The following is a 12,306-nucleotide window of genomic DNA, read 5'->3' as shown; positions in this document are numbered from 1 at the left end:
CAGACCATGGCGACCCAAAAGCTATATGCTGGTGCGAAACTGCGCGAAATGCGCACACGTCTGGCGCTGACTCAAAAGGAATTCGCAACCAAACTGGGTGTTTCGCTGCCATACCTAAACCAAATGGAGAACAACAACCGCCCGATATCGACGACGGTTGTTCTGGCTCTGGCGCAAGAGTTTGGAATGGACGTGACCGAACTCAGCACAGGTGACAGCGAACGGCTTGTCTCGGACATGCGGGAGGCTTTGGCAGACCCTGTGTTCGATGACGCGACCCCTCCGCTGGCAGACCTGCGCCTGACGGCATCAAATGCGCCCGCACTTGCTCGTGCGTTTATTGCGCTACACCGCACGTACCGGCAGACCCACGAAAGACTGGCGTCGCTTGACGAAGCGCTGGGGCGTGAGGACGCCCAGATACAAGCAAGTCCCTGGGAAGAAGTTCGTGACTTCTTTCATTATTGCGACAACTACATCGACGCCGTCGACCGCGCCGCCGAGAGGTTTTCCAGCCGGGCTCCAGACGCCGGCAATATTCGCACGGCAGCCATAGAAAGCCTGAGCGAGCGCGGTATCAGAGTTCAGTTTCCGGATATCGCAGAAACGCGGAAATACGACGCAGACAGTAAAACGCTTTTCCTGTCGTCACGCATTGCGCCCCAGACACAGGTGTTCCAACTGTTGCTGCAGGTCGCCCTGATCGACCAGGACAAGCTGCTCGAAGCGACACTGGATTTTGCAAAATTTCAAAGTGACGAGGCCCGCGCAATCGCGAAAATCGGTCTTGCCAACTACTTCGCGGGCGCCTCCCTGATGCCATACAGCAAATTTCTAGCGGCGGCACAGGAATACAGGCACGATCTGGAATTGCTCAGCAACAGTTTTGGCGCGTCGATTGAACAGGTGGCCCACCGACTTTCCACCCTACAACGCCCCGGAGCCAAGGGGATTCCGTTCTTTTTCGTACGTGTGGATCAGGCCGGAACGATTACCAAACGCCACTCAGCCACCCGACTGCAATTTGCCCGGTTCGGAGGCGCATGTCCGCTGTGGAACGTGCACCGTGCCTTTGAAACGCCCGGCCACTTCCTAAGACAACTTGCCGAAACGCCAGACGGCGTCCAGTATATCTCCCTTGCGCGGGACGTGTCCAAATCGGGGGGATCGTTTGGCGCGCCAGTGCGCCGCTATGCCATAGCGCTTGGATGTGAAGTGCGCCATACCGAGGCACTGGTTTACGCAGACAATCTGGATATCAACAACGCCAGCGCATACGAACCCATCGGCATATCCTGCCGCATCTGCGAACGTCAAAATTGCCATCAACGCTCTGTTCCACCGCTGGAGCGCCGTCTGTCAATCGACGCGCATTCACGTGGCACGCTGCCCTACGAAGTCACCTGATCTTCACCTGGCAAGAAAATATCCCGGGGGAGTCGCGGCCTGCCGCGACGGGGGCAGAGCCCCCGCCCTTTTGGATCAGGCTTTCGACAAGATCGACCAGATCTCATCCTTCAGGGCTGCGCGTTTCTTGCGCAGCTCGCCTTCGGCCAGTTCTTCCATCGGTTCAACATTGGTTTCCGCGCGGTGAACGCTGCGATTAATCTCGTGATACTCATCTGCCAGCCGCGCGAAATGCGCGTCCGACTGCTTGAGCTGGCTCATCAGGTCAACTTTGTCCGGAAACTCTTCGGCCAGTTCATGCGGGGTGTGGGACATTCCTGTTCGCTCCTTGAATATGTCGTTGCGATTCAGACTATAGATGATTCCCATACCCCGCTTTGACGCGGATCAAATTACCGTTGTGCAGTAGCCCATTGCGGATGAATCCAGGGCCGGTCATTGGCCTTTGGCAAGGGATCTCGGCCCAGAAGATGATCCGAGACTTTCTCACCCACCATAATCGACGGGGCATTCAAGTTGCCGTTGGTGATCTGCGGAAAGAGTGAACTGTCAGCCACACGCAACCCGTCCACCCCAATCACTCGGCCCTGCGGATCTACAACAGCATTCCTGTCGTCCGCCCGCCCCATTCGGCATGTGCCGCAGGGATGATACGCGCTCTCGGCATGCTCGGCGATAAAGCCGTTTAGCTCTTCATCGCTTTGAACGCCTTCACCCGGCTGAATTTCCTTCCCGGCAAATGGCTTGAAAGCCTCCTGCCCGAATATTTCACGCGTCAGTCGTATACAGGTCCGGAAATCCTCCCAGTCCTGTTCGTGGCTCATGTAGTTAAAGCGGATCACAGGTGCATCCTCGGCCCGCGCTGAACGCAAGGTTACAGACCCGCGCGACGGAGACCGCATCGGCCCCACATGTGCCTGAAACCCGTGCCCTTCGGCCGCCGCCTGCCCGTCATAGCGCACCGCGATTGGCAGGAAGTGGTATTGGATATCGGGGTACTCGACCCCTGGCTTTGACCGAATAAAGGCCGCACTTTCGAACTGGTTCGACGCCCCAAGCCCGGTTTTGGTGAACAACCACTGCGCCCCGATCAAACCCTTGCTGATCAGGTTCCAATGCTTATACAACGTGATCGGCTGCAACGACGCTTGCTGGATATACAGTTCCAAATGGTCTTGCAGGTTTGCCCCCACACCGGGGCGATCAGCGACAACCTCGATTCCATGTTCAGCCAATTGTGCCGCAGGGCCAATTCCCGACAGCATCAACAGCTTGGGTGAGTTGATCGACGACGCCGCCAGAACTACCTCGCGCCGCGCACGGATGATCTCTTTCTTGCCGGCTCGGATCAGTTCGACGCCCGTGGCGCGACCATTCTCAATCACGACCCGTGAGGCAAGACCGCGGACAATATCGCAATTCTCGCGCTTGAGGGCGGGCTTCAGATAAGCATTTGCCGCCGACCAGCGCCGCCCCTTCCAGACGGTCTGCTCCATCGGGCCAAAGCCTTCCTGCTTTTCGCCGTTATAGTCGCCCGTGACCTCGTACCCGGCTTGCTGACCCGCATCGACGAACGCATTGAACAGTGGGTTCTCGCGCGGGCCGCGTGACACGTGCAACGGACCATCGGTGCCGCGCCACGCGGTATCGCCACCATGACCTCCGTCGTGCCACGTTTCCATGCGCTTGTAGTAGGGCAGCACATCCGCGTAGGACCAGCCATCCGCGCCCATCTCAGCCCAGGTGTCAAAATCCCGCGCATGGCCACGTACATAGACCATGCCGTTGATTGAGGACGATCCGCCAATCACCTTCCCGCGCGGACAGGCCAGCCGGCGGTTGTTCAGATGCGGCTCGGGCTCGGACTGGTAGCCCCAGTCGTACCGCGCCATGTTCATCGGATAGCTGAGAGCGGCAGGCATCTGGATGAACGGTCCGGCATCGGTGCCGCCATGTTCGATCACCAGAACCGAGGCCCCGGCCTCGCTCAGTCGATATGCCATCGCGCAGCCAGCGGAGCCTGCGCCAACGATGACGAAATCTGCTTCCATTTTCGGGTCTCCATTGCCGCTTCAGCGCCAAGATCTCTGTCGAATACTCTCAGCAAGACTGAAGGGGGTATTTCTAATTCAGTCAGTTATTCTCCTCGGGGAAAGCGTTGGCTTTCCTCGACGATATTCAGGTCCATGTGATTGCGCATGTAACGTTCGGACGCCTTCTGCAGCGGCTGATAATCCCACGGGTAATAGCCGCCCTGACGCAACGCCTCGTAAACGATCCAACGGCGGGCCTGGCTTGCACGGACATCTGCGTCAAAGCGGTCCAGATCCCAGCGAGCCTCGGACTTGGCGCGCAAGGTTTGCAGGGTGCCGGCGTGTTCGGGCTTGCCCGCAAGGTTTTCCAACTCGTACGGGTCGGCCTCAAGGTCGAAAAGCTGATCGGGGTCCAATGCACAGCGATTGTATTTCCACTTGCCATAGCGCAGCGAAACCAGCGGGGCATAGGACGCCTCCGCCGCGTATTCCATTGCAACGGGGGCCGTGCGCTCAGATCCCTGCGCCAGCGGAACAAGGTTCTCACCATCGGTCCACGGCGCGATCTCGGCCATATCCACACCAGCCAGCGCACCCAGTGTTGGGGTCACGTCGATGGTTGAAACAGGCGTATCAATTCGGCCCACTGCAAGGTCAGGCGCTGAAATCATCAACGGCACACGGGACGAGCCTTCAAAGAAGGTCATCTTGAACCACAAGCCCCGTTCGCCCAGCATGTCACCATGGTCCGAGACGAACAGGATGATCGCTTCCTGGCGCGTGGTTTCCAGCACCTCAAGAATCTCGCCGATCTTGTCGTCCAGATAGGAGATGTTTGCGAAGTAAGCCTGCCGTGACTTGCGGATATCATCCTCAGTGATATCGAAGCTGCGCCAGTCGTTTGCGTCGAAAATCCGTTTCGAATGTGCGTCCTGATTGTCATAACCAAGGTCCGGAACCTCGGGCATCAGGTGCTCGCAATCTTTGTACAGGTCCCAGTATTTTCGGCGGGCCACATAGGGATCGTGCGGATGGGTAAAGCTGACGGTCACACACCAAGGCCGCTCATCCTTGCCTCGCGCCAGATCATACAGTTTGGCTTTCGCGTTGTAGGCAACCTCGTCGTCGTACTCCATCTGGTTCGAGATTTCGGCCACGCCCGCGCCCGTCACCGAGCCCATATTGTGATACCACCAGTCGATCCGCTCACCCGGCTTGCGATAATCCGGCGTCCAGCCGAAATCGGCAGGGTAAATATCGGTGGTCAGGCGATCCTCGAACCCGTGTAGCTGATCGGGGCCGACAAAATGCATCTTGCCGGACAGACAGGTGTAGTACCCCGCCCGGCGCAGATGATGCGCATAAGTCGGGATGTCGCTGCGAAATTCAGCCGCGTTATCATAAACACCAGTCCGAGAGGGCAACTGCCCGGACATGAAGCTTGCGCGCCCCGGCGCGCATAGTGGCGATGCCGTATAGGCATTGGCAAACCGGGTCGAACGATCAGCCAGCTTTTTCAGGTTCGGAGCATGAAGCCATTCGGCGGGACCGTCTGGAAAGAGGGTCCCGTTCAACTGATCCACCATCAGGATCAGAATGTTCGGTTGTGTCATTTTTCTGCCTCGAGAAAGGTGTTGAGCACCCGAATGGCGTGATTAACCGCCAGTTGCGGTTCTTCCGGGGCACTAAGCGCGGCGCGGATATAAAGCCCGTCAATCAGCGCGATCATGTTTTCCGCCGCTTCAACCGGATCAGACAGCAGCGGCCGCAGCGCAAATATCAGATTTGACCGGATGCGGGCCTGATAAATCTGCCACAAACGAAGCGCGTCTTCGTTTGTCTGCGCAAGGACATAGAATGTCATCCACGCGGCGATCACGTCAGGCGTGAAACAGGACGGCGCAAAGCAGGATCGGATGATGGCTTGCGCACGTTCATCGGGTGCTGCGGACTTGAGTTCCTCCCGCGCTTCGGCCCCGAAGTCGGATAGGATTTGGCGCATCGCAGCAAGGAATATCTGATCTTTCCCACCGAAATAGTGATGGGCCAGCGCGCTGGACATCCCTGCACGTTTCGCAATTTGGCTTACGGTCACATCAAGGGATTTCTTGGACCCAAGCTCGGCAATCGTCGCCTTGACGATCGCATCACGACGAATTGGCTCCATTCCGAGTTTCGGCATCACGGCCCCCTCACCTGCTACTGGTAAGGAAACGCTATGCGGTTTTTATTGACTCGTCAATCAATAACGATCTTTCGGCCGCTACACGCTTAAAGTTTGGGCGCGATACTGGGCGTGGTCAAGCTGCTGCGGTTCAGAACAGCTTCGCGCCATGCAATGAAACTTACGGCTGCAAGAATCAAAGTTCCCCCTGCAACGACCCAGATGTCGACGCTCTCGTGAAACACCAATGCGCCAAGAAGTGTGGCCCAGATCAGTTGCAAGAACGTCACCGGCTGAGTGACGGCCACAGGTGCCGCCTGAAGCGCAAGCGTCATGAAATAATGGCCAAGAGTCGCAAAACTGGCGACCAGAAAGAGAACGCCCAGATCATACAGACTGGGCGGGGTCCAAACCGCAGCGGCAAAGGGAACCAGTGCCACCGTTACCCAAATCGACATATGCGCGACAACGACCGAGGGCGGCAGGTCCCGCACCAACGTTTTAGCCAACAGGTACGACGCCCCCAGCATCAGGGACGTCCCCAACATCGCCAGATGACCGGCCGAGATTTCACGAAAACCCGGGCGCAGAATGATTGCAACCCCGATCATGGCAACAAGGATCGCTGCAATCCGGCGAAAGGCCAGCTTTTCGCCCAGAAACAACGCCGCACCCAGCGTCACATAAACAGGCGTCATGTAATTCATGGCGGTGACCTCGGCCAACGGAATTTGCGTCATGGAAAAGAACCACAGCATGACCGCGACTGCATGGACCAGACCACGCACTCCGAACATCGCAACATGCTTGCGTGTCAGATGTGTGGTAACGATCAGGCGCAGCGCGGGCAGCAAAAAGACCAACCCAAAGGCAAACCGCAAAAAGGCCGCTTGAATAGGGTTCATGGACGTCCCCAGCGATTTGACCAGCGCCGTCATAACGACAAACGCCAAACCGGCGGAAAACATCCAGAACATGCCCGCGACAGGGCGATACAAAGCGGCTTGAGTTGTCATGTTAACGATTCAATACCGAATTGCCGCCGGGAACAACCCTTCACATCGCAACAAGCTTTGCCGCAAGCGTCAGCATCACGACCCCGATTACCACGTCCAGCACTTGCCATGCTCTGGGTCGGGCAAAGACAGGCGACAAAAGACCCGCCCCGTATCCGAGAGAAAAGAAGAAAACGAAACTGGCGGACATAGCCCCCAACGCAAAGGCCAATTGATCTTCGTATTGGGCGGAAATCGAGCCGATCAACACAACCGTATCCAGATAGACATGGGGGTTGAGCCACGTAAACGCGAGCACTGTCAGCAAAACGGATTTCAGGCTGGCCGTCTGCCCCTGCCCCACCTCCATAACGGCCCCGCCGCGCCAGGCCGAGCTGAGGCTGCGCAACCCGTACCACGTCAGGAATATCGCACCGCCATAGCGCATGGCCGTTTCAAACCAGGGAAAAATCTGCGCCAGTGTGCCGAAACCCGCGACGCCCGCTGCGATCAGAATTGCGTCTGAAACGGCACATGTCAGACACAAGGAAAACACATGTTCGCGCCGCAGCCCCTGACGCAGGACGAATGCGTTCTGCGCACCAATGGCAAGGATCAGACTAAAGCCAAGCACAAAGCCTGCAATCAGAGATGTGGACATTTAACCTCCTGTGTTTGGACGTTGACTATGCCCATCCTTGCGTTCTATCAAATTAAAGATGTTGATGCTGGTTAAGTTCTACTAATGATAATCGACCCCCATCACTTGTCTGCATTGTCGGCTATTTTGCGACACGGCAGTTTCGAGGCCGCGGCCGATGACCTGTCTGTAACGCCGTCGGCGATTTCTCAACGGATCAAGGCCTTGGAAGATCGTGTTGGGGCGGCTTTGATACATCGCGGCACACCTTGTACGGCCACCCCAATGGGGTTGCGGATCGCGCAACACGCCGAGGATATCGGATTGCTCGAGGCGAAACTGGCACGAGAGCTTACCCTCGATCGCAAATCAGGTCCGGCGCGGGTGCGTATCGCAGTTCCGGCAGATTGTCTGGCAACCTGGTTTATTGATGCGATGGCCCAGGTCGACGACTTGCTGTTCGATCTGGTCATTGACGATCAGGATTACTCAGCCGAGTGGTTGCGGCGCGGCGAAGTCAGCGCCGCGGTAACCGTCGGCGGACAAACAATTGCCGGATGTGACGCGATTGCCTTGGGCGCGCTGAGGTATCTTCCCACGGCCAGTCCGGAATACCTGCGGACATGGTTCCCAAACGGTGTAAACGAAGCCAGTTTAGCCCGCGCGCCCTGCCTGACCTTCAATCGAAAGGACAGCTTGCAAAAGGAATGGATCGCCCTGCAGACGGGCCGCCGTCTTTCTCCGCCTTCGCACTTCCTGCCCTCTTCGCAGGGGTTCGTGGATGCGGCAATTGCAGGATTGGGATGGGGGATGAACCCGGTGGGTCTGGTGGACACAGCCCTATCGGACGGACGGCTGAGATTGCTGGTTGAAGATGCGCCGCTGGATATCCCGATGACGTGGCAGGTCGGGCGTATTCTGGCCCCCGCGCTCAGGCCGTTAACCGCCGCTGTCCTGAAATGCGCCCAGCGCGCCCTTCGGCCTGACGCATAACTCGCTGATCAAGACTAAACTGGAACTTTGGAACGCGGAACAACCACGCAATAACATGCGATGGCAGCAAAAAGGCTTGCAATAACGATGAACAGGATCGCCCAGGCCACTTCGTGCATATGGGCAATCCCTGCAAGTGCGGCAGACAGAATAACCCCGGAAATTCGGCAGATACTCTTGATAGCGGCGGCACCTTTTACCCGCTGATCTTTGGGCGCGACGTCAAGAAAGTAAAGCTTCCGCGCACTGCTGATCCCCGTAACTGCGACCGTCACAATAAACAACGCAACCGCGTGCAGGTGGACGTCATGATCGACACCCAAGTAGTGAACGGACAAAAGGGCGGCTCCGGTCACGGCGACCATCAGGTTTCCCGTAACCATGACCGCACGATGCGATTTCATGTTCACCAATTGCCACAACGGAGCCGAGACCAGATAGCCTGACGCCGATGAAATTATCATCGCGGTCAGACCCTTGGCCGAGGTGTGGTGTGCTTCGGCTGCGATCAGGGCGAAGAACGGCACAGATAGGGACACCACGACAATCGGCAGGCGCATGATCATATAGCGACGGAACCACGCCTCGTTAAACATGGCTGCGATATCCGTGAAATTCTCGGTGAACTTCCGTTTTTTCGCGGCAGAGGCTTGGTCGCTCATCGGTGGCCGCGAAGTTCCTTCGGACATCGCCAAAATGGACAGACCAGACAACACAAAGAATGTCACCGACACCGCAATAATCGCGGAATGGCGCGAAAATGGTGGGTTTTCCTTTGTAATTTCGTGAACCAATAGCGCCAGCCCGATGGCACCTAACCCACCAACGCCAAGCTGCAGATAATGCATGATCATCCGCGACTTTGATTGAACGTGATCGCCCAGAAGGTCCGTGTACATCAGCGATTGGATTTCTTCGATCAGACCGATCAGAAAGAACGCGGACACAAAGGCAATCGCGATAAGGGGAACCTTTCCGGTCGCGGCAATGACAAGTGCCACAACGAGGCATGCGCCTATTGCGATTTCCGTCATTGCGATACCGCGCTTCTTGCGCTCGCGGGCTGAAATCGGCTGGGCAAGGAACACATCGGAAATCATGCTGCCGACCATGCGCACCGATACCAGCGCACCCGCGACGAACATCGGCAGTTCCAGCGAAACGGCAAGAAAAGGCAAAACGATGGACGGGCTGCCAAGTGTCCAGGCGACCTGAGACAGAATGCTCTGCCCGGTCAGAACGGGGATGTTCCGTTTTGCAGTATTAGAAGGGCTGTTCGTCATTCACTCGATCATGTGACACGCCTTTTTCGGCCTGAATTAAGGCTAAGGGTCGATTGCGTTTCATGGCAGCTTACCGAGTTTAACAGCACCGGCCAAGCATCCGGAAAACGCAAACAAAAAACCCGGCCAATGGCCGGGTTCTTGCAGAGTAATTCAGGTTCGGATCAAAGTTGAGCCATAACCTCGTCCGATGCCTCGAAATTGGTTGTGACGCGCTGAACGTCATCATCGTCTTCCAACGCATCGACCAGCTTCATCAGCTTCTGCATGTCGTCCAAACCCAACTCAGTGGTCGTAGTCGGTCTCCAGACCAGCTTAGTCGACTCGGTCTCGCCCAGTGCCGCTTCCAATGCGTTCGACACGTCATTCAGATCGGTATCGGCGCACCAGATGATGTGACCCTCGTCCGAGCTTTCGACATCTTCGGCACCTGCCTCGATCGCCGCTTCAAACACGGTATCAGCATCGCCCACGGTCGCGGGGTAAACAACTTCGCCCTTGCGTTCGAACATGAACCCGACCGAGCCGGTCTCGCCAAGATTTCCGCCATTTTTCGAAAAGGTCGAGCGCACCGTCGACGCAGTCCGGTTACGGTTGTCGGTCATTGTTTCGACAATTACAGCCACACCGTTCGGGCCATAGCCCTCATACCGGATTTCCTCGTAATCGTCGCCTTCACCTGCGACCGACTTCTTGATTGCGCGGTCGATCACGTCCTTGGGGACCGAGTTTGACTTGGCTTCTTTCACCGCCAGACGCAGGCGCGGGTTCTTGTCGGGATCGGGATCGCCCATCTTGGCGGCAACGGTGATCTCTTTCGACAGCTTGGAAAACAGCTTGGACCGCGCGGCGTCCTGACGTCCCTTGCGGTGCTGGATATTGGCCCATTTGGAGTGGCCTGCCATGGTGCGTCCTCGTGATAGTGATTGCGTATTCGGCGCTCATATAGACGTTTGCGGGCCTCGGGATCAAGAGAGCGGCTTGTCCGGTGGCCACTTGCGGGTATGGTGTCGGCATGACGACAGATCAGATTATTCTTTTTACCCTTTTTGCAACTGTATTTGGAATGCTGCTGTGGGGGCGTTACCGGTATGATCTCGTGGCGTTTTCCGCCCTGTTGATCGGGGTCGTGCTTGGGGTCGTACCAGTGGACGATGCCTTTGCCGGGTTCGGTCATCCGGCCACGATTATCGTAGCGCTGGTTCTTGTCGTTTCCGCCGGGCTGGTGCGGTCGGGTGCCGTTTTCATGATCACACGCACATTGGTCGATGCGTCGCGCGGCCTGGGTGCTCATATCGCTCTGATGGGCGGAATCGGGGCTGTTCTGTCAGCCTTCATGAATAACGTGGCAGCGCTGGCGCTTTTGATGCCTGTCGACATTCAGACCGCGCGAAAAGCGGGGCGGTCCGTCGGGCTAACGCTGATGCCGCTTAGCTTTGCGACCATTCTGGGCGGTATGGCCACGCTGATCGGCACACCCCCCAATATCATCATTGCCTCGATCCGCGCGGAAACACTGGGTGAGCCGTTCCATATGTTCGATTTTGCCCCGGTTGGCGGTCTGGCGGCTATTGCGGGCCTGGCTTTTGTCTCGTTGATTGGCTGGCGGCTGATTCCCAATCGCGGACCGCAAGAAGAAAGCTCCGAGGCGCTGGCCGAGTATATTGCCGAACTGACGATCCCACCATATTCGGCCCACATCGGCAAACGGGTCAGCGAACTGTACGAGGTCGCCGAAAAATCGGACGTCGCCATCATCGGCCTGATCCGGGATGGCAAACGGCGGTACGGCCGTTCGGCACATGCAACCCTGCACGAGGGCGACGCGCTTGTATTGGAGGCCCGCCCCGAAGCACTGGACGAATTCCGCGCGGCGCTGAACCTGAATTTCTCGGACACGCGTCGACAGGAATTGCTGACGGCCGAAGGTGATGGGCTGGAAGTGATCGAAGTCGTCGCCACCGAGAGCGCGCGCATTACTGGACGTACCGCGCAAGGGTTGGGCTTGGCTTGGCGCCAAAGCACGGTTCTTATGGGTATCTCGCGCCAGGGTCGCAGGATCACCCAGCAAGTTCGGAAAACTGAAGTCGAGGCCGGTGATATCCTTTTGCTGCTCTGCCCACGCGACCGGAGTGCGGATGTCACCGAATGGCTTGGATGCCTGCCTTTGGCTGAACGCGGGTTGAATGTCACCGCCAATGACAAGGCTTGGCTGGCGATTGGCCTGTTTGCTGCTGCCGTTATTGCAGCCAGCGTTGGGCTGTTCTACCTGCCGATTGCGCTGGGGCTGGTGGTCGTTGCCTACGTGCTGACCAAGATCATGCCCATTGCAGATCTCTACAACCATATCGAATGGCCCGTGGTCGTTCTGCTGGGGTCGATGATCCCGTTGGGCAGCGCGCTTGAAACCTCTGGCGGTACGGAACTGATTGCAAACGGGCTGATCCAACTCACCAATGGAATGCCCGCCTGGGCTATTTTGACGGTGCTGATGGTCGTCACGATGACGCTGTCCGATGTGCTGAATAACACGGCAACGGCGATCGTCGCGGCCCCGGTCGGCATCCAGATGGCCCGCATGCTTGAGGTTTCGCCTGACCCGTTTCTAATGACCGTCGCCGTCGCAGCCTCGGCCGCGTTCCTCACGCCGATCGGACATAAGAACAACACGCTGGTGCTGGGCCCCGGCGGGTATCGCTTTGGCGACTACTGGCGCATGGGGCTGCCGCTGGAAATTCTGATCATTGCGGTTTCGATCCCCGCAATCCTTGTGTTCTGGCCGCTGTGACGG

11 protein-coding genes are annotated in these 12,306 nt (G+C 57.5%); 3 read left to right on the top strand and 8 right to left on the bottom strand.

The genetic code is table 11. The annotated features are described in order from the left end of the window. The first annotated feature begins 6 nt into the window (after positions 1 to 6). Positions 7 to 1,407: a short-chain fatty acyl-CoA regulator family protein gene (locus GOX75_RS01090; protein ID WP_171120504.1), complete on the top strand. Its 1,401-nt coding sequence runs from the start codon at positions 7 to 9 to the stop codon at positions 1,405 to 1,407. A 75-nt stretch (positions 1,408 to 1,482) separates the two neighbouring features. On the opposite strand, the gene GOX75_RS01085 is transcribed toward GOX75_RS01090, so the two are convergent. The 6 genes from GOX75_RS01085 to GOX75_RS01060 form a co-directional block, all read right to left on the bottom strand. Beyond that, entirely contained in the window at positions 1,483 to 1,722 is a 240-nt protein-coding gene (locus GOX75_RS01085) for a YdcH family protein (protein WP_171120501.1), read from the bottom strand. A 77-nt stretch (positions 1,723 to 1,799) separates the two neighbouring features. Continuing rightward, positions 1,800 to 3,458: a choline dehydrogenase gene (betA, locus tag GOX75_RS01080; RefSeq protein WP_171120498.1), complete on the bottom strand. Its 1,659-nt coding sequence runs from the start codon at positions 3,456 to 3,458 to the stop codon at positions 1,800 to 1,802. Between the two features lie 86 nt (positions 3,459 to 3,544). After that, positions 3,545 to 5,053 carry a choline-sulfatase gene (gene betC / locus GOX75_RS01075; RefSeq protein ID WP_171120496.1) on the bottom strand — a complete coding sequence of 503 codons (1,509 nt, stop codon included), beginning with the start codon at positions 5,051 to 5,053 and terminating at the stop codon, positions 3,545 to 3,547. Continuing rightward, complete coding sequence (gene betI / locus GOX75_RS01070) at positions 5,050 to 5,622, bottom strand: transcriptional regulator BetI (protein ID WP_171120494.1); 573 nt, start codon at positions 5,620 to 5,622, stop codon at positions 5,050 to 5,052. The genes betC and betI overlap by 4 nt, the downstream gene beginning before the upstream one ends. A gap of 89 nt (positions 5,623 to 5,711) precedes the next feature. Further along, complete coding sequence (locus tag GOX75_RS01065; RefSeq protein ID WP_171120491.1) at positions 5,712 to 6,620, bottom strand: DMT family transporter; 909 nt, start codon at positions 6,618 to 6,620, stop codon at positions 5,712 to 5,714. A 40-nt stretch (positions 6,621 to 6,660) separates the two neighbouring features. Beyond that, positions 6,661 to 7,260, bottom strand: coding sequence for a LysE/ArgO family amino acid transporter (locus GOX75_RS01060; protein ID WP_171120490.1), 600 nt, complete (start codon positions 7,258 to 7,260; stop codon positions 6,661 to 6,663). Positions 7,261 to 7,344: 84 nt separating this feature from the next. Between GOX75_RS01060 and GOX75_RS01055 the strand changes: the two genes are divergently transcribed. Further along, positions 7,345 to 8,232 carry a LysR family transcriptional regulator ArgP gene (locus GOX75_RS01055; RefSeq protein WP_171120488.1) on the top strand — a complete coding sequence of 296 codons (888 nt, stop codon included), beginning with the start codon at positions 7,345 to 7,347 and terminating at the stop codon, positions 8,230 to 8,232. A gap of 14 nt (positions 8,233 to 8,246) precedes the next feature. Here the strand turns inward: GOX75_RS01055 and GOX75_RS01050 are convergent, their stop codons facing one another. Beyond that, positions 8,247 to 9,515, bottom strand: coding sequence for an MFS transporter (locus tag GOX75_RS01050; protein WP_171120486.1), 1,269 nt, complete (start codon positions 9,513 to 9,515; stop codon positions 8,247 to 8,249). A gap of 164 nt (positions 9,516 to 9,679) precedes the next feature. Continuing rightward, positions 9,680 to 10,420 (bottom strand): YebC/PmpR family DNA-binding transcriptional regulator, encoded by a 741-nt coding sequence (locus tag GOX75_RS01045; protein WP_171120485.1) that lies wholly within the window; start codon positions 10,418 to 10,420, stop codon positions 9,680 to 9,682. Positions 10,421 to 10,530: 110 nt separating this feature from the next. Here GOX75_RS01045 and GOX75_RS01040 point away from each other — a divergent pair, with 110 nt between their 5' ends. Then, complete coding sequence (locus tag GOX75_RS01040; protein WP_171120484.1) at positions 10,531 to 12,303, top strand: SLC13 family permease; 1,773 nt, start codon at positions 10,531 to 10,533, stop codon at positions 12,301 to 12,303. Positions 12,304 to 12,306: the final 3 nt, after the last annotated feature.

It is taken from the genome of Ruegeria sp. HKCCD7251 (assembly GCF_013031165.1).
Lineage (GTDB): Bacteria > Pseudomonadota > Alphaproteobacteria > Rhodobacterales > Rhodobacteraceae > Ruegeria.
The sequence above is the reverse complement of the archived record's forward strand: the minus strand, read 5'-3'. Positions and strand labels throughout refer to the sequence as shown.

What these genes read in the sequence shown, in the direction of transcription:
- betC (WP_171120496.1), bottom strand. Translation starts at nt 5,053, where the DNA reads ATGACACAACCGAACATTCTGATCCTGATGGTGGATCAGTTGAACGGG.
- GOX75_RS01065 (WP_171120491.1), bottom strand. Translation starts at nt 6,620, where the DNA reads ATGACAACTCAAGCCGCTTTGTATCGCCCTGTCGCGGGCATGTTCTGG.
- GOX75_RS01055 (WP_171120488.1), top strand. Translation starts at nt 7,345, where the DNA reads ATGATAATCGACCCCCATCACTTGTCTGCATTGTCGGCTATTTTGCGA.
- GOX75_RS01085 (WP_171120501.1), bottom strand. Translation starts at nt 1,722, where the DNA reads ATGTCCCACACCCCGCATGAACTGGCCGAAGAGTTTCCGGACAAAGTT.
- GOX75_RS01050 (WP_171120486.1), bottom strand. Translation starts at nt 9,515, where the DNA reads ATGACGAACAGCCCTTCTAATACTGCAAAACGGAACATCCCCGTTCTG.
- GOX75_RS01060 (WP_171120490.1), bottom strand. Translation starts at nt 7,260, where the DNA reads ATGTCCACATCTCTGATTGCAGGCTTTGTGCTTGGCTTTAGTCTGATC.
- GOX75_RS01045 (WP_171120485.1), bottom strand. Translation starts at nt 10,420, where the DNA reads ATGGCAGGCCACTCCAAATGGGCCAATATCCAGCACCGCAAGGGACGT.
- GOX75_RS01090 (WP_171120504.1), top strand. Translation starts at nt 7, where the DNA reads ATGGCGACCCAAAAGCTATATGCTGGTGCGAAACTGCGCGAAATGCGC.
- GOX75_RS01040 (WP_171120484.1), top strand. Translation starts at nt 10,531, where the DNA reads ATGACGACAGATCAGATTATTCTTTTTACCCTTTTTGCAACTGTATTT.
- betA (WP_171120498.1), bottom strand. Translation starts at nt 3,458, where the DNA reads ATGGAAGCAGATTTCGTCATCGTTGGCGCAGGCTCCGCTGGCTGCGCG.
- betI (WP_171120494.1), bottom strand. Translation starts at nt 5,622, where the DNA reads ATGCCGAAACTCGGAATGGAGCCAATTCGTCGTGATGCGATCGTCAAG.